Source organism: Photobacterium sp. R1, from assembly GCF_054600795.1.
Window position 1 is genome coordinate 420,237 of the sequence record NZ_BAAHZP010000001.1, and the last position, 18,151, is coordinate 438,387.

An 18,151-nucleotide genomic window follows, 5' to 3' on the forward strand; every position below is an offset into this window, starting at 1 on the left:
ATGTTAAACCGAATTCGGGTCTGTCCGGAAGCTTTTGATATCCGGACAGAACATGACTGGCTGGCCGCTGATGATCAGGATGGTGCCGTTGTCACTTTCCTTGGCAAAGTCCGACATCTGAATCTGGGCGATTCAGTCAGTTCGCTGACGCTGGAACATTACCCCGGCATGACGGAAAAAGCATTGCAGCAGATTGCCGGGCAAGCCCGGCAGCGTTGGGCACTGAACCGTATCACTATCGCCCATCGCATTGGAAAGCTCGGCGCAGGCGAAAACATCGTCCTGGTTGGTGTAAGCAGTGCGCATCGCGGGAACGCCTTTGCCGCTGCAGAATTCATCATGGATTATCTGAAAACCCGGGCTCCTTTCTGGAAACGGGAATCGACGCCGGCTGGCGATCGCTGGGTTGATGCCCGCGACAGTGATCATCAGGCCGCCGCACGCTGGACATCGGCCAGCGAATCGCACTGTAAAAGAAACTGACTCAGTTACCTTCCGCTCTCTCACTTTTTGGAAAATACGCACATCATTTTCCCGGCGCCTTGTCTGCACTGACAGGCGCCGATTTTTTTCGTTCTCCCTTTTTTCATTCGCCCTTATTTTATTCACCCTTTTTTATTTACCTATGCCGGACTCACCCATCTGGCCCAGCCGTGTCTGCTTGATTTCTGCGTTAGAGTGTATGTCCGGCCGGGCGCACAGCCTTGACGTCAGACAGCACCGTACCTATACCCAATAAACATCTTCATCGTGAGGTTCGTCTTCTGGCGAGCCGGTTTCTTATTCACCCGTCGTTTTTCGAAGTATTCGCTGGCGGGTTAAGGAGAATACATGGTCAAACAACGGAAAGTCCCGGGTGTGAAAAACTATAAAGCACCGGCTGGCGGATGGGGGGCACTGAAAGCCACGGCGATAGCTGTGAGACAGCAGATGGATACCGTGAAAGCGCCCATCACGCTGCTGCGCACGAATCAGCCGGATGGCTTTGACTGTCCGGGATGCGCGTGGCCGGACAAGGAACACAAATCCACCTTTCAGTTTTGTGAAAACGGCGCCAAAGCCGTGACCTGGGAAGCCACCAACAAACGGGTCGCCCCTGAGTATTTCGCCAGTCATACGGTGTCGACCTTACTGGCCTACAGCGACTTTGAACTGGAAGATCTGGGGCGGCTGACCCATCCGCTTGCTTATGATCCCTCGACGGATACGTATCAGCCGGTGGCATGGGAAACCGCTTTTGAACGCATCGGTGAGATTTTGCGCCAACTGTTGCCACAGCAAGTTGAGTTTTACAGCTCTGGCCGGGCCTCGAATGAGGCAGCATATCTCTATCAGCTGTTTGCCCGGGAATACGGGACCAATAATTTCCCGGACTGTTCCAATATGTGCCATGAACCGACGAGTGTCGGACTGCCGCGTTCTATCGGTATCGGGAAGGGCACGGTGTCACTGGCTGATTTCGATGACTGTGAGCTGATTATTGCCATCGGACATAATCCCGGGACCAATCACCCGAGAATGATGGGAACCCTGCATGAGGCTTCGCGCCGGGGGTACCGATTATTGTTTTCAACCCGCTCAGAGAACGGGCGCTGGAACGGTTTGCCGACCCCCAGAATATGGTGGAAATGGCAACCTACCGTTCAACGCGGATTGCATCGTCTTACTTTCAGGTGCGGGCCGGAGGCGATGCGGCGGCGCTCAAAGGTATCATGAAAGCCTTGCTGGAGATGGAAGCCGATTCTGGGGATGTGCTGGATAAAGACTTTATTCAGCAGCATACCAACGGGTTTGATGTGCTGGCTGAGGATCTGAAGACGACAGCATGGACAGAAATAGAAACGATCAGCGGACTTGCCCGTGACGATTTAGAAATGGTTGCAGCGACTTATGCCAAATCCAATGCGACCATTGTCAGTTACGGCATGGGAGTGACACAACATAATACGGGGACTGCCAATGTCCGGCTGATTTGTGATCTGCTGATGCTTCGGGGCAATTTTGGCAAACCGGGCGCTGGGATTTGCCCGCTGCGCGGACACTCCAATGTGCAGGGGAACCGGACGGTGGGGATTACGGAAAAGCCTTCTGCTGAATTCTTACAACGCCTTGAACACACCTTTGGATTTAAGCCGCCAACGGCACAGGGTCATGACGCAGTACAGGCCATGCAGGCTATCGTGGCGCAATCTTCGAAAGTTTTGATTTGTCTGGGAGGAAACCTGATCGTTGCCTTACCGGATCCGGCGCAATGTTTTCCCGCCATGGGCAACATGGAACTCTGTGTGCATATCGGGACCAAACTGAACCGGACCCACTTGCTGGTGGGGAAAGAAACTTTTCTGTTTCCCTGTCTGGGCCGGACTGAGCTGGATGAACAGGAAAGCGGCCCGCAGTCTGTCACGGTGGAAGATTCGATGTCGATGGTTCATGCATCTGCGGGCAAGCTAAAGCCAGCCTCGGAACAGCTTCGCTCTGAAATCGCGATTGTTGCGGGGATGGCTCAGGCAACGCTGCCGGACAGCAAAGTCCCGTGGCAGTCGCTGACTGCGGACTATAACCAGATCCGTGATCTCATTGAACAAACCGTGCCGGGGTTTGAGAACTTCAATGAACGAATCCGTCAACCGGGCGGTTTCAGGCTGCCATTGCCGCCGACCGAGCGCATCTGGAACACACCGTCAGGCAAAGCAGAGTTTTATGTTTTTGCGGGATTGCTGGAAGACAAACAGGTCAAAACAAGCGATGTCCTGCGGCTCATCACCATCCGAAGTCATGATCAGTACAACACCACAATTTACTCGCTGGATGACCGGTACCGTGGGGTATTCGGCCGCCGCGATGTGCTCTTCATGCACCCGGACGATCTGGCCAGTCGCGGGCTGTCACATGGTGATACTGTCGATCTTGCAACCATCACACAGGGTGAACCGATGGTTTATCAGGGGCTGACTGCCATCGAATATCAAATTGCTGCCGGATCGGTAGCTGCGTATTACCCGGAAGCCAACAGACTGGTGCCATTGGACTATATCGACGAAGAGTGCGGCACGCCGTCGTACAAGTCTGTGCCGGTCAGAGTGCGGAAAGCTGAGTCCTCATCATCGAGCACGTGCCAGCGGAGCGGGGGCAAAGCTGGCACGTGAATCCCTGTCATGGTCAGTATGCGATGGTCAGTAATACCGGCGGAACATGACATTGAACTGAGTTTCGTGCAGTTCCGCCAGATCGGCATACTGGGCACCCAGATCGATAGCGGTGTCTTCAAGACCCAGATAAGTCAGGGTCGCCGAGGCCTTATGCTTAAAATTGCTGTCTGCGTACTGGTTCCAGACGGTATTGGCTGAAAGCGAGATTTTCACATCTTGCCTGAAATAGCTGAACAGGCCGGTATCGATGGCAAAGGCACCCCAGACTTTGTCTGAACTGGCCGAAAGCTCCGTATCAACCGTGGCATAGACCTGAACGGCGTTATTGACCGTATGGCTCAGGCCGAGACCGCCGGACACAAACAATCGCTTGTTATCCCGTTCGGCAAAGTCGGTTCCTCTGTCCCACTGTACGGAGAATTTGCCGGACCATCCGCCGAACAAGGGGTCATAAGGGATATAGCTGTTGATGGCGTATAAGGTGAAATTATCCAGACGGAGCGCGTTCCGGCTGGCGCTGACGGAGATTTTCATCAGTTCCAGCGAGGATTCACTGAAAGCATTCCGGTTGTCATCTTTGAGCGTGTGTGATGCCGGTAACCAGGTAGCTGTTAGTTCCGGATCATTCTGTTGATCCCAGCGGGTTCCGATTTGCCACTGAGCATCTTTTTGACGTTTGAGTGGGTTTTTAAAGTCACTCAGGTCAACGGCCAGGGATTCGAACTGGTCATCATAGCGGGCCAGCGCTCGGGCATTGTCGGTATAAGATGCCTCAGAAATTTCTTCGGTTTCCAGCAAATACTGATTCAGCGCGCTGGAGAATTCCCAGGTCAGAAATTGCTGCTCGACCGGGCTGTCTTCGTCGATGGCGCTTTTTTCCAGCGCACCGTCGCTTAATTGTTTCACGAGCGATTGCTTTACCGCATCCGCCTGAGAGGCACCATAGGCGCGCAGACGCCAGTTCAGGGAAGGGGTTATGCTGGCTTGTTCGATCATCTGGCTCTGGTTCGCGAGCTGAATTAAATCCAGCGGGCTCAGCCAGTCCCGGCGATGTGCCATCAAATCCGGATTGCTGATAGCAATCAGATTCAGCGTGATCGACGCACAATTCTGGTCGTGGAAGTAGTAATCAATTTTGGTGTCTTTCAGTTCCCACAAGTGCAGCTTAATGAGTTGTTTGTCTTTTTCAGACAGATTGAGCTGGTACTCGTAGACATTCCTGCCTTCAATGCCTTTATAGTGCTCCAGACTTTCCCGGTAAGGGGAGACCATGAAATAACCTTCTTTTCCGACGACAAGGGAATCGAACATGATCTTGGGCAGATTAAATCCGGCAACTTCCGTAAAGAAAGAGACGGCATGGCCCGGGTCCTGCGTATTCTCGCTGAGCTTGATAAAAGCGTGCCCCATAAAGCTGCTCGGACTCAGCAGGTTTTCTGAAGCGTAGACCAGGCTGATTGAATTTGCGGAAACGGCATCAAGATAGGTTTGTAATTCACCACATGGAGAAAAATCTGGCTGTGGGATATACGAGTAACTGTCGGCCAGCAACTGTGCCCGTGCCGGAAAACGGCAAATATAATCTTGTGCGTGTTCCGGCTGTGTCAGCTGAGCGATATTTGCATCGATCTCGGCCTCAATATCCGTCGGGTTGGATGAGAAATAAAACCCGGGATCCTGAATATTCAGTTGCTCGTCACTGACATGCAGGAGCGTGGCAAAAGTTGAGGAGGTGTTCTGAACCTCATGTGACTTTGACACATGTGACGGTGTTTTTGCCATCACAGGCAAACTCAGAGGAATACAAAAAAAAGAAGCCCAAAGGCTTCTTATCATTGAAGACTGAAACAACTGCATTGAACAGATTATTGGCAGTTGATTTGCAGCGTATCCTGGTAACGCCACATTTTTTCAGAAGCGAAGTCTGTGGTTGAACCGAATGCACCGCCAGACAGAATGTTTACGAAGAATGTTGGCTCAACTTCTTTGTTCAGTGCCACTTGCTGCTTACAACCTTCAGAAGTCACGAGCAGTGTTTTGTCTTTGTTTTCTTTCTTCACAGTGATGATGCCTGGTGCAGTTTGCTCAATGCCATCAACTTCAACAGTGAATTTCTTATCAGAAGAAGAAACAACGTTAATGCGCTGGTTTTCATCAGTCAGAATGGTAGAACAACCTACAGCAGAAATCGCTGCACCAGCAACAATCAGAGTTTTAATTACGTTCATGATACATCCAAATAGTATATAGCTAAGATAAGCGCGGTGATTATACTATCAAATTTATAATTGACAATATCCTGACAAATCCGATCTCATCTACGTTAAATGAATGTACCTGATTTTTTAATTGCATTAACTTTGTTTATCTGAAAAATACAATGTTCGAATGTAAAGTTCATTCTATATTGATTCAAACTTTTGCATGCATCTCATGGTTGAATACATCAAGCTGACCCGACAGGTTCATTATCGTTTCAGCGTATTTTCCCTAGTCAATGTTATCATCGCTTTAGGGATTCCTTATTCTCAGAGAGAATCGTGAAGCATCGTGCAAGGAACATATACAGCGGCAATGCATCGCTGCATGAGGCCTGACCAGGAGAAGGGGCTGGATATGTCTGTTTTGATACCGGACCAGACAATCCGGAGGTGGCCTGACGGCCAGAATGGTCTCAGTAACCTTCGCAAGTTGCTGAGAAAAATCAGGGTTTTCATCATGAGCAGGGTTAGGAAGAGGCCCGGTGGCTTGGAAATCAAGTGTTTGAAATCCCGGTTCAGCCACGTATGAACTGGATTTCATCTATAGTTAACTTGGCACTGTATCTGGCGAGAAGATCAGGTCAGGACGGCTTGGGTTGAGTACGGTTTCATGTTCAATGGCGGCAGGTCGCACTCTATAGTGATAATGTATTGTTGGTTGGCGAAAAAAATGGCATTTTCGTCAGTGACTGTTTCAGGGAATAAAAAAGAAAATGAAAAAATTAGCGTTATTGATCATTCTAGGGTTTTCAGCAACCAGCGCTCATGCTGAAGTGAAAGAAACGATTACTGACATGACAAGAGGGATTGTCAAGTTCACGAAAGAAATCTCAAGTGGTTTGACTGAAGGTTTCAAAGAAGGCAGAAGTTCCACGGAAAGTGCGGATGGTTCGGTTGTCGCGACCAATGAAAAAGAAACCCTTGAATATATTGAAATCGATCTTGTGAGTGTAATGACGGAAAAAGATTCGAATTTGACTGTTGTGGAACTGAGCTTCAAAAATAAACACAACAAACCCGTCAAAATCACCGGACTCAGCGCAGAAGGTGCGCTGCTGACGATTGATAAAGATGGTTTCTCTCACGCGCTGGCAAGCTGGCAGCAGATTGAGTTCACGGTGCCAAACGAAGCTGCGAAAAAATATTCGTTCACCTTCTCCGGTGATCCTTCACAAGTCAAGCAAGTGAGAGTCTGGCATAAAACCTACGACGTGGGTTCAAAGCGGAAAGATATCGGCGCGTAACCTCAAAAGCTCCTCTCAGTTGTCAGCAAGCGGCGCACATTGGTGCGCGCTTGCCTGATGCGGTTGGTTTATGAAACAGACAAACTTTGAGCGTCATCCTTGGTCAGCATCAGGGCCGTATTGAGTTTCAGTGCGAGCGTACTCTTGTCTGGGTTGATACATCAGTACTGGCAATAGAAAGAAGTCTTGAGATAGCGAATCAAGACTTGAATGACGTTTGGGAATCAATGTCGCTTGTTTTGTCTTTCGCAGAGAAAAAGATGCGTGAGCTGGATGCTAAGCTTTGGGCGAAACTGGATGATCTATCAATGAGCTCAGAAGCGTTAGAAGTTTGGGGTGTTTGGTATTATCCACACACCCGAGCGGCGCATTATGATGTCAATTACAGTCTCACGGCAGTTGATTTCGATTTACCTGAGGAGCGTGTGATTGTTCTTCGTAAAACAGACGGCACACTCAATTTCGCTGAAAATACGATATCACTAACTTAAAAGCGCAGTGCCTTTACAAATTATGCTTTCTGCCCGCAGCGTTGGATGTTTCCTATTTCATCGGTATCTAACGCTGCGTGCTACTTCCTGAAGTTCACTAATACGTGCGCGTAAATTGCGCAAGAGCGTTGCGTTGACATGAGTGTGTTGACTGCGTGCTGTTGTCATGAGTCTTGATTGAATATTCACTGGATAGATGCAGTGTATTGCGTTTTGGCGTTGTTCAGTTTGGAATGAATGAAAATGATAGCGGTATTTTTCTTAAGGAGTCTGTCTTTGTAATTTTGCTTGTAATCGTTGTTTGAGAACAAGCTGCTATGCATTGAGTTGCAATTGTGTGTAATTCATCTTCCTCTTTATTATTTTGGAAACATAATTTATGCGCCGTTTGATTCCCTTCTTCGGGCTTGTTGTTCCTGCTATCTATTCCCCAATTGCTGCGGCAAGCTATTTCCAAGTCAGTACCTGTGATGAGTTTGTTGATATTTATAACAACTATAGTTCAACCATAACGATGGAGATTGAAAATGACCTTGATTGCAGTAACTCACCAACTTTAAAGCATGCGATTCGAGGCTCAATAATTGGTAATAGTCATAAGATCAGTCATCTAAATTTTGCCGCAGAGAATGAAATGCTCACTAAAAACTTGGATTTGAGGGATGTTACCTTTATCAATACATCGATCCACAATATTGATGAGAGTTATATTTTTAGCGTGAAATCCAGATGGAGCAATGTTAATTTCCTTGGTATTCATACTACAGGGTTGCCATTCAAGGTGCTATTTTATGAGTTAAGAAACAATGAGTTAAGTGATTCTGAATTTGATTTATCAGGTGTCAAATTAGACAGCTCGTATTCCTTAGCTATTGGTTTTTTGGGTGGCAGTCATCTCACGAATGTGAAATTTTCGAATGCAACAGTAAATAGAAGAGTCGCTAGCAGTTTCTCGTTATTAGCTGAAACTAGTTTTGATTCCTATGTTACCAATGTGAAATTTTCGAATATCAAACTGCTCGGACAGCCAACCGGGCCGAATGGCTGGACTAATCTTGGATTTAATCGACAAGAAAACACCCATGTTAACGGTTACACGCTTGAAGATATTTCTTTCTTTAGAACGTCAAAAGATTCAATCTTCTGTTCCGAATCAGATAATAAAAGTACTTATGTGAATATTACTCACAATCTGTTTGATGATAATCAAGAAGCAGGTGCAATTCCTTTAGTTAGATATAGTCAAGAGAATCTCGAAAGTCGGGTGATCAATTTTCAATCAATGAATCAGCCCACACAACCGCCAGCAATGTGTGCTCCTTACTTGCTGCAAGACAGCTACTTTGCCATTCAAAAACCTGAACTTTAATCGCTCTTCCAACTGAGAAGGTTATGTTGGGGCTGTTGAATAGTTAACGATGACAGCCCTGTTTTGATGCCTGTCCCGCTGAAGCATCTGCAATCATAAAAAATGATTTATAGAAGCCATTCTCTCCTTCACGATCCTAAGGGGTCAGGCCTGAACAGAAAGTATGTCCGTTTCAACGCTGGAATTTACCCCCCGCTATACAACCTCGGCGCACTCCGGTGCGGTAAATGGATGAGATTCAGGTTGTTGTGCCGCGCCCAGCGGACGGTCATTGCCGTAGGGGCGGAGAGGCTGACGAGTGTGCCGATTTTGGCACGGACGGCCTTCTGGATAAGCTCCAGGCTGCACCGGCTGGTGATCACGGCGAAGCCGGATTTCGGGTTGATGCGGGTAGCAGCCATCGCACCAATCAGTTTGTCCAGCGCGTTATGACGGCCGATGTCTTCCCGGCAGAGCTGAATGTTGCCTGTGGCATCGACATATAACGCGGCGTGCAGCGCGCCACTGCTGCGGGCGACTTCCTGCACTTCACTGATCCGCGACCGCAGATTGTGCAGCAGGCTGGATTTGGGCGGCGGCACCGGTGTGAGCGGTGTTAAAGGCGGCAGTGCCTGTTCAATCGCTTCCACACCACATATCCCGCAACCACTGGTACCTGCCAGCTGACGACGGTGATTTTTCAGCGACCAGAAAGCCCGGTTGGAAATCTCAACTTCAGCATGATGCGAATCGCACCCGGCAGTCAGGGTAATGTCGTAAATTTCTCCGACTGAGCTGACAATGTCGTTGCTCAGGCTGAATCCTTTGACGAAATCTTCAATGTTTCCCGGGGTGACCATCATTACGGCCTGACTGATGCCGTTATAGCTGATCGACAACGCCGTTTCGCTGGCTAAGACGGCATGGTCTGTAATGGTTGCCTGATCATCATCGAGCAGCTCAACATAAGTAAATGTGTCAGGTGAAGGCGGGGCCGCATTCACATCTGAAATGTCATACGCTTTTTTTTCAGGGTCATTCATGATGCTGCCTGTTACCGGAAAATCATGGGCTGGAATCGGATACAGACAGGCTACGCAACTGCCTGTCTGTTGTCCAATGGCTTGTTTTGATGGCCTGATAAGGCGGGTCTATGGCGTTTTACTGGTTTGAAAAATCCCTTTCGCTTCAGCAAAACATTTGTCGGCCAGTGCGGACCGGGGCTCGCTGCGGCGCATGACCAGTCCGAGCGGCGAATGAATGACGGCATCGGTGATGGGCACGATGTTCAGGTGTTCGTTCATCGCCTCAATCCCGCTTCTCAGGGGCATGATGGCACAGCAAATTCCCGCGTTCACCGCCTGAATCAGCTGAAAGGTCGAATCACTTTCCAGAATGGTGTGCGGGTCGATGTCGTGACTGCGGAAGCTGAGATCAATGGACTGGCGGTAGTGCATCCCTTTGGTCAGCAGCCCCAGCGGTTGCCGGCCAACGGCTTCCCAGCTGAGATCAGCATCGTCGAACTGAAAATGACGGACGTCATGCAGCAGGCCCATGCTGGTAGCGGTGAGCCGGATGACATCGAAAAACTGGGTATCGACCTGATCGAGATAGCAAAAACCCAGATCGAGCTGGTTGCGGTTGAGATGATCGATGATCTGTTCTGAGGTTAATGAACTGAGCTGGAAATGCAGCTCGGGATAACGTTTGGACAAGGGCTTCAGCAGTTGCATGGGATTGAGGCTTGCCAGCGGAACCATCCCAAGACGCAGACTGCCGACCAGCTGGCCGCGGCAACTGGCCGCTTCGGCTTGTAAACCGTCATGGGCGGCTAACAGGGTTCGAGCCCAGGCCAGGATGCGTTCGCCTTCTTCGGTGAACCCTTCGAATCGCTGTCCGCGGGTGACCAGAACCAGATCCAGCTCGTCCTCCAGGTTGCGGATCCGCATCGAGAGGGTGGGCTGAGTAATGTGGCAGAGGGCTGCCGCCTGACCGAAATGCCGGGTTTGATCCAGCGCGATCAGGTACTTCAGTTGTTTGATATCCATGTTTTACCCTGAGGGTTTGTTTTTATTTGGGAAAATGCATTGACCCCGGCATCTCTGAAGATGCAGCAGCATTGGCTGGAGCTTCAGAACGTTCGGGGATATGTACTAATCATGGTGCAAATTGAGTAATTGTTGCGGAGTATTGACGTTCTGAAGCCGTGGATCGTTCTCATCACAATCGATGGCAATCACATCATGCTGTTTCAGAATCGTCATCAGGCTGCGTTCACCTGACTGCCAGGCCGCTTTCAGCTCAGGCAGTAAAGCCTTTGGGATCAAGCTGAACATGGGCTGCCACTGCCGGCCCTGACGGACCATCGCCGGACGAGGCGTTTGTGCAGATGCTGCGGCCAGCATCTGATCAATCAGGGTTTGGTTCAGCAGGGGCGCATCGCAGGGAAACAACAGCAGCCAGTCATATCTGGCTTCCGTCAGTCCCTTCAGGATGCCGGCCAGCGGGCCGGGAAACCCGGCGACGTCGTCAGAAAGTGTCCGGTCGCAGTAAGCAGCGTAGGTTTTCGCGTTCCGGTTGCAGGAAATCAGCAGGTCATCTGTCAGCGGCCTGACAACGTCATGCAGACTGGCAATCAGCGGTCGGCCACGAAACGGAACCAGCCCTTTGTCTTGTCCTCCCATACGTGAGCCTTGCCCGCCAGCGAGCAGGAGTACAGAAAAGGAAACTGGATTCTGGTTCATTTTGTTTACAGCCATTTCAACTATCCTGCTCAAAAATATAACGTTTATGCTTCATAGTCCAATAAACGCAATTGATGAATTGATAGATAAGATTTATCACAGCAGTGGTCGTGTGCTGATTGATCTGGATCGTCTGTGGCTGCATATGTGGGCTGTAGGTCCATCTGCCGCGGCTCAGTTTAGCACATACTCCACGGGCTCTAAGGGCGCAGGCAAATCAGGGTGTCCCAGTGCATCCAGCAGGTCACGTTCAATGGTGCGGACAAGGGCATCGGTCGGCAGATCATTTTCATCCCGGCCAAAGGGGTCTTCCAGCTCGTCACCGATGGCATCCAGTCCGAAGAAGGTATAACTGACAATGGTGGTGAATACCGGTGCCAGCCAGCCCAGAGGCTCGGCCATCGCGAAGGGCAGCAGGAGACAGAAGATGTAAATAGTCCGGTGCAGCAACAGGGTGTAGGGGAACGGCAGTGGCGTGCCCTTGATCCGCTCGCAGGTTGCCTGTGCTTCCGACAGTCCGTGCAGGCATTTCTCCAGCGTGATGTAACGCCAGTCACTGATGGCATTGCATGCTGCCAGTTCAGAACATTGACGGCTGATGTTTCTCAAAATGCCGTCACTGATATTCTGGCCGTAGGTCCCGGGGATGTTTGACACCCAAGGGCCTGCGGCATGCAGTTCATTTTCACCGCGCAGGCGGGCATTCAGGGCATGGGCAAATCCGCACAGTTCTCTGAGCATGGCTTCGCGTCTGGCCGGATCGGGGATGGCAATGCTGGCTCTGGCAAAAGAACGCATTTCAATCATCACTTTGCCCCAGGCCTGACGGCCTTCCCACCAGCGGCCATAACAGGCGTTATTCCGGAAACTCATAAAGATGGACAGGGAAATCCCGAGCAACGTAAAGGGCGTTGCATTCACGCGGGAAAATAGCGCCGGATAAAGCACCTCGATGAAGACAATCATTGATGCCAGCGCCGTGACCATCAGGCTGCGGAGCGCAATGCGTTTGGCAATGGATCCTTTTAATGAAAAAAGGATATCCGATAATTTCGGTTTGGGATGGACGATCATGGGATACCTGAACTCTTTTGGGAAAGCCTGTTTTGAATCAGTTTCTGTTTGCACAGAAATTATGTTTTATATTATTTATGGTTGATGGTTCGGCAGCGTTTTGTGATGAGTTATATTTCAGCTGGCTGTTGATTAAAGCGTATTCAGCCCGTTTTTAATGGTCAAATAGATTGTTTTGATTGGATGATAAATACGATTGATGAAGATGATTTATCGCAGGGGATATTCATTTGTTGCGGGGAATAAAAAATCAGGTGGATTTATTTTCTGCTTGCGTGATGTTTGCTTTTATATATCTTAATGGGCTGAGATGAAAGCACTTTCTGATATTTTACCGCCCTGATAGATACAATTTATTACCTCTTCAATAATATCAATTAGACGCCACGATTAAACCGCCATAATCTTTGATTCAGATCATTTTAAATGCAGACCTTATTCCTGGTCCCGCATGAAATTCATCTGCAAAAAATGAAACGGATGTCAGTTTGAATCAGAGAACGCTGAATTTCTGATCATGCGCCGTGACTTTCATGAACGCATTCGCAACCGCTGACACCTAATCTGAGGCTTACTTTTATGAACCACAAAGAAAATATCAGAGATTACAACGGCCCGGCTGCAGGCTGGGGAGCGTTGAAAAGTGTCACCAAAAGCTGGCTGGGCAGTGAGAATGCGTTTCGAAATCTCAGGGCAATGCTGAAAACAAACCAGAATGGCGGCTTTGACTGTCCGGGATGCGCCTGGGGAGAATCGCCGGAAGACGGGTTAGTGAAGTTCTGTGAAAACGGCGCCAAAGCGGTGAACTGGGAAGCAAGCGGGCGTCTGGTTGATCCGAATTTCTTTGCGCAATACAGCGTCTCTGAGCTGCTGAAACAAAGTGACTACTGGCTGGAATATCAGGGGCGGCTGTCTCACCCGATGCGTTACAACGCGGAAAGCGATCATTATGAGCCCATCAGTTGGCAAGATGCTTTCGCACTGATTGCGAGACACCTGAACAACCTTGAATCGCCGGATCAGGCGGAGTTCTACACCTCAGGCCGTGCCAGCAACGAAGCCGCTTATCTGTATCAGCTGTTTGTCCGTGCCTTCGGCACCAATAACTTTCCGGATTGCTCGAACATGTGCCATGAGGCCAGCGGGATTGGGATGTCCGAGACCATCGGGGTCGGCAAAGGCACGGTCGTGTTTGAAGATCTGGAGCTGGCCGATGCCATCTTCGTGATCGGTCAGAACCCGGGCACCAATCATCCACGGATGCTGGAGCCATTACGGGAAGCGGTGAAACGCGGCGCGCAGGTGGTTTGTTTTAACCCGCTGAAAGAACGAGGTCTGGAACGTTTTCAGCACCCGCAGCACCCGTTTGAAATGCTGAGCAATGGCTCGGAACCCACCAACACCGCTTATTTCCGCCCGGCACTCGGCGGCGACATGGCTGCGATGCGCGGCATGGCGAAGTTTTTACTGAACTGGGAGCGTGAGGCGCAGGAAAAAGGCGAACCGGCCGTGTTCGACCATGACTTCATTGAACGCCATACCACAGGATTGGATCAGTATCTGGCCGAAGTCGATGCCACCAGCTGGGATCACATTGTTGAGCAATCAGGTCTGACGCTGGCGGAAATTGAAATGGCTGCGCGCATGTACCGCCGTGCCGAAAGGGTCGTGATGTGCTGGGCGATGGGGCTGACACAACACCGCCATTCGGTGCCGTCCATTCAGGAGGTCGTCAATCTGCAATTGCTGCGCGGAAATGTCGGGAAACCGGGGGCAGGGCTGTCACCGGTGCGTGGGCACAGTAATGTGCAGGGTGACCGTACGATGGGGATTGATGAACAGCCGCCGGAATCCCTGCTGAATGCACTGGAAGACCGGTTCAGATTCCGGGTGCCCCGGATGCACGGTCATAACGCGGTTCTGGCCATTCAGGCGATGGAAGAAAAGCGTGCCAAAGTCTTTATTGGTCTGGGCGGTAATTTTGCACAGGCAACTCCGGATACGCCGCGCACCCATGCAGCGCTGCGAAACTGTGACCTGACCGTGCAAATCTCAACCAAGCTCAACCGGGGTCATCTGGTGACCGGGCGGGAAGCGCTGATCCTGCCGTGTCTGGGCCGGACTGAAGTGGATCTGCAGGCGGAAGGCCCGCAGGGGGTTACCGTGGAAGACACGTTCAGCATGGTTCATGTCTCCTATGGTCAGCTGAAACCCCGTTCACCTCAGCTGCGTTCTGAGCCGGCCATTATTGCAGGGATGGCAAAAGCGGCGCTGGGCGATCATCCGGTGAACTGGGACTGGGTCGTGGCGGATTACAGCCGGATTCGGGATCTGATTGCCGATACGATTCCGGGTTTTGAGAACTTCAACGAAAAGCTGAAACATCCGGGCGGTTTTCATCTGGGGAATGCGGCCGCACAGCGGCAATGGCATACCCCGAGCGGAAAGGCGCAGTTCACGCCTTGTGAACTGCCCGGACAGCTGGTGAATGAAACGGTGCTGGCGCGTGGCGAAAAGCCGGATCTGATCCTGCAAACCATGCGCTCGCATGACCAGTACAACACTACCCTCTATGGTCTGGATGACCGTTACCGTGGCGTCTTCGGCATCCGGGAGGTGGTGTTTGCCAATGAAGCGGATATCCGTCGCTTCGGGTTCGAACCGGGCGAAAAAGTGGATCTGGTCTCTTTGTGGGAAGACGGAAAAGAGCGTCGGGTCTCCGGATTTATGCTGGTCGCCTACGACATTCCGTCCGGTCAGGCAGCCGCTTATTACCCGGAAACCAACCCGCTGGTGCCGCTGGAAAGCTACGGTGACCGGACCTACACCCCGACATCGAAATTTGTGGCGATCCGACTGGAAAAAGCACAGGCAGACAACCGGATTCCGTCGTCTGCGGTATGAATCAATCGTGATTCGCTGAACGTTTCAAACGGCAGCCGGCAACGGCTGCCCTGATCAGATAAGTTGTTATCGAAAAGGATAGTTGTATGTTTCATCTGGAAGCATTAGATCTCGCGCGGATTCAGTTCGCGTTTACGGTCTCTTTTCATATTATCTTTCCTGCCATCACCATCGGCTTAGCCAGCTACCTGGCTGTGCTGGAATGGCGCTGGCTGAAAACCGGAAATCAGGTTTACAAAAATCTGTATTACTTCTGGTCGAAAATCTTTGCCGTCAATTTTGGCATGGGCGTGGTATCCGGGCTCGTGATGTCTTACGAGTTTGGCACCAACTGGGCGCGTTTTTCCGATTTCGCGGGCAGCGTGACCGGACCGTTATTAACCTATGAAGTACTGACGGCTTTCTTCCTTGAGGCTGGTTTCCTGGGCGTGATGCTGTTTGGCTGGGAACGTGTCAGCCGCAGGATGCACTTTTTCGCAACCGTGATGGTGGCGATCGGGACGCTGATCTCGACCTTCTGGATTCTGTCTTCGAACAGCTGGATGCAGACGCCGCAGGGTATTGACATTGTGGACGGCCGCATTGTGCCGCTCGACTGGTTCAAAATCGTGTTTAACCCGTCTTTCCCGTACCGTCTGGTGCACATGGCGCTGGCTGCTTTCCTGTCGACTGCCTTCTTCGTGGCGGCATCCGCAGCATGGCACTTACTGCGCGGACGCAATACCGCTGAAATCCGGAAAATGCTGTCGATGGCGATGTGGATGATTCTGCTGGTTGCGCCGATTCAGGCTTTTGTCGGCGATGCCCATGGGCTGAATACGCTGGAACACCAGCCCGCTAAAATCGCTGCCATTGAAGGTCACTGGGACAACAAACCGGGTGAGGCCACCCCGCTGATTCTGTTTGGGATTCCGGATATGGATGCGGAGAAGACCCGCTACAGCCTGGAAATTCCTTATTTAGGCAGCCTGATTCTGACCCACAGTCTGGACAAGCAGATTCCGGCACTGAGCAGCTTTCCGAAAGAAGACCGTCCGAATTCAACCCTTGTGTTCTGGAGCTTTCGCATCATGGCGGGTCTGGGCATGCTGATGCTGCTTTCCAGTCTGGTGGCCCTGGTGCTACGTCGCAAAGGAACACTGTATCAGAATAAAACCTTCCTGCGTTTCATGCTGATGATGGGCCCGTCGGGGCTGATTGCGCTGCTGGCTGGGTGGTTCACAACCGAAGTCGGCCGTCAGCCCTGGGTCGTTTACGGCATGATGCGGACGCATGACGCGGTCTCGAATCATGACGTGGTCCAGATGACCATCTCGCTGGCTGTGTTTGTGGTGGTGTACTTTTCAGTGTTCACCGTCGGGATTGGCTACATGATGCGGCTCGTCAACAAAGGCCCGAAAGGCTTATACGGACTTCAGCCACAAGAAGGGCTGCCATCGCTGAAACCTCAGTCGGTCACGGAATAAGGAAGCGGAATCATGAATATACAAGGTATCGATCTGTCGATTATCTGGAGCGTTCTCATTGCCTTCGGCATCATGATGTACGTGATACTGGATGGTTTCGATTTAGGACTGGGCATCCTGTTTCCGTTTATTTCCGATTCGGAAGAGCGGGATGTCATGATGAATACCGTCGCACCGGTCTGGGACGGGAATGAAACCTGGATTGTTTTTGGTGCGGCGGCAATGTTCGGGGCATTTCCGCTCGCGTATTCACTCATTTTTGAGGCGCTCTATCTGCCGCTGATTTTTGTGCTGGCCGGGCTGATCCTCCGCGGCGTTGCCTTTGAATTTCGCTTTAAAGCGGAACCAGAGAAGCGTCATATCTGGGATAAAGCTTTTATTGCCGGGTCTGTGCTGGCGACCTTTTTCCAGGGCGTGGCACTGGGCACGTATGTCTCAGGGATTCCGGTGGTGGACCGCCAGTTCGCGGGTGGCGCATTTGACTGGTTCGCACCGTTCCCGCTCTTCTGTGGTGTGGGGCTGGTCCTGACCTACGCGTTGCTGGGCAGCACCTGGCTGCTGATTAAAACGGAAGGGATGCTGGAAGCGCGGATGCGTCATTACAGTCGTCCGCTGGCTTATCTGCTGGCATGGGTGATCGTACTCACTTGCGGATGGACGGCACTCATTCATAAAGATATCGCACACCGCTGGTTCCATGGTTCACACTGGCTGCTGACCGGCGCCATAGCCGTGCTGGCCGTGATCGCCTTGTATGCACTGCAAAAGAGCCTGCGAGAACGTCACTCTCATAAGCCGTTTATCTCGACACTGGGATTGGTCTTTCTGGGGTATGCGGGTCTGGTGCTGAGTGTTTGGCCGAATATTGTGCCGCCGTCGATTGATCTCTGGGAAGCGGCATCGCCAACGACCAGTCAGTTGTTTGCATTAATAGGCACCTTACTGATTTTACCGGTGATCCTGATGTACACCTTGTGGGGATATCATGTCTTTCGGGGTAAGGTGAAACCGGGGGATGCATATCACTGATTCCAGCTCATCACAGTCGGAATAACGAGAAACGGGCACCGCAGATTGCGTGCCCGTTTTGCATTCGGAAAGCTATCAATCTATGCAATTTATGGGTAAATGCCCGCAGCTAATTAATCAGATAAATATTGCTGTTTGTATTTCGACACTTTGGCAAAAAATGGCAGGGTGCATCCGATGAAAAGAATGACCACTGCAAACTCAATCATTTCATATTCAACCAACATAAACGCAGAAAATAAAAATAATAAAACAAGAAATATAATAATAGAGATATGCACGTATGGATGTTTTTTTGAGAATTTAGCATATTTCACGATCATCATATCCCTCTTTAATATTCATTAAACTGATGATTGGATAGAGCCAAGAGACGCAAATATAAATATGATGCTTTGATAAAGCATTTCTTTTATTTTCTGTTGACTGAAGTATACGACA

The 18,151-nt window shown here is 50.6% G+C and carries 13 protein-coding genes and 1 pseudogene; 8 read left to right on the plus strand and 6 right to left on the minus strand.

Annotated features, from left to right (window positions below; all coding sequences use genetic code 11):
* The gene (gene moaE, locus ACYP03_RS02030; protein ID WP_459778295.1) at nucleotides 1–483 is read left to right on the plus strand and encodes a molybdopterin synthase catalytic subunit MoaE; all 483 of its coding nucleotides are present in this window, start codon (nucleotides 1–3) and stop codon (nucleotides 481–483) included.
* Between the two features lie 348 nt (nucleotides 484–831).
* Nucleotides 832–3,146, plus strand: a pseudogene (locus ACYP03_RS02035) (FdhF/YdeP family oxidoreductase).
* A 27-nt stretch (nucleotides 3,147–3,173) separates the two neighbouring features.
* Here the strand turns inward: ACYP03_RS02035 and ACYP03_RS02040 are convergent.
* Nucleotides 3,174–4,910, minus strand: coding sequence for an Lnb N-terminal periplasmic domain-containing protein (locus ACYP03_RS02040; RefSeq protein WP_459778296.1), 1,737 nt, complete (start codon nucleotides 4,908–4,910; stop codon nucleotides 3,174–3,176).
* 104 nt (nucleotides 4,911–5,014) lie between these two features.
* Entirely contained in the window at nucleotides 5,015–5,377 is a 363-nt protein-coding gene (locus ACYP03_RS02045; RefSeq protein WP_248139512.1) for an adenosine deaminase, read from the minus strand.
* Nucleotides 5,378–6,123: 746 nt separating this feature from the next.
* Between ACYP03_RS02045 and ACYP03_RS02050 the strand changes: the two genes are divergently transcribed.
* The 3 genes from ACYP03_RS02050 (at nucleotide 6,124) to ACYP03_RS02060 (ending at nucleotide 8,514) form a co-directional block, all read left to right on the plus strand.
* Nucleotides 6,124–6,654 (plus strand): hypothetical protein, encoded by a 531-nt coding sequence (locus ACYP03_RS02050; protein WP_248139513.1) that lies wholly within the window; start codon nucleotides 6,124–6,126, stop codon nucleotides 6,652–6,654.
* A gap of 86 nt (nucleotides 6,655–6,740) precedes the next feature.
* Nucleotides 6,741–7,145, plus strand: a complete 405-nt coding sequence (locus ACYP03_RS02055; protein ID WP_459778297.1) for a hypothetical protein — start codon at nucleotides 6,741–6,743, stop codon at nucleotides 7,143–7,145.
* Nucleotides 7,146–7,524: 379 nt separating this feature from the next.
* Nucleotides 7,525–8,514, plus strand: coding sequence for a hypothetical protein (locus tag ACYP03_RS02060; protein WP_459778298.1), 990 nt, complete (start codon nucleotides 7,525–7,527; stop codon nucleotides 8,512–8,514).
* Nucleotides 8,515–8,699: 185 nt separating this feature from the next.
* Here ACYP03_RS02060 and fdhD read toward each other — a convergent pair whose 3' ends face one another.
* From fdhD to ACYP03_RS02080, 4 genes are all read right to left on the minus strand, one after another.
* A complete protein-coding gene (fdhD, locus tag ACYP03_RS02065) occupies nucleotides 8,700–9,536 on the minus strand; it encodes a formate dehydrogenase accessory sulfurtransferase FdhD (RefSeq protein WP_459778299.1) in 837 nt (278 codons plus the stop codon).
* Between the two features lie 108 nt (nucleotides 9,537–9,644).
* Entirely contained in the window at nucleotides 9,645–10,541 is an 897-nt protein-coding gene (locus ACYP03_RS02070; protein WP_459778300.1) for a LysR family transcriptional regulator, read from the minus strand.
* Between the two features lie 105 nt (nucleotides 10,542–10,646).
* Nucleotides 10,647–11,252, minus strand: coding sequence for a molybdenum cofactor guanylyltransferase MobA (gene mobA, locus ACYP03_RS02075; RefSeq protein ID WP_459778301.1), 606 nt, complete (start codon nucleotides 11,250–11,252; stop codon nucleotides 10,647–10,649).
* 159 nt (nucleotides 11,253–11,411) lie between these two features.
* Nucleotides 11,412–12,311 (minus strand): bestrophin family protein, encoded by a 900-nt coding sequence (locus tag ACYP03_RS02080; protein WP_248139521.1) that lies wholly within the window; start codon nucleotides 12,309–12,311, stop codon nucleotides 11,412–11,414.
* Between the two features lie 579 nt (nucleotides 12,312–12,890).
* Here ACYP03_RS02080 and ACYP03_RS02085 point away from each other — a divergent pair.
* From ACYP03_RS02085 to cydB, 3 genes are all read left to right on the plus strand, one after another.
* Entirely contained in the window at nucleotides 12,891–15,215 is a 2,325-nt protein-coding gene (locus ACYP03_RS02085; RefSeq protein WP_459778302.1) for an FdhF/YdeP family oxidoreductase, read from the plus strand.
* 86 nt (nucleotides 15,216–15,301) lie between these two features.
* The gene (locus tag ACYP03_RS02090; RefSeq protein ID WP_459778303.1) at nucleotides 15,302–16,681 is read left to right on the plus strand and encodes a cytochrome ubiquinol oxidase subunit I; all 1,380 of its coding nucleotides are present in this window, start codon (nucleotides 15,302–15,304) and stop codon (nucleotides 16,679–16,681) included.
* Nucleotides 16,682–16,693: 12 nt separating this feature from the next.
* On the plus strand, nucleotides 16,694–17,710 hold the full coding sequence (gene cydB, locus ACYP03_RS02095) for a cytochrome d ubiquinol oxidase subunit II (protein ID WP_459778304.1): 1,017 nt from the start codon (nucleotides 16,694–16,696) through the stop codon (nucleotides 17,708–17,710).
* Nucleotides 17,711–18,151 lie beyond the last annotated feature (441 nt).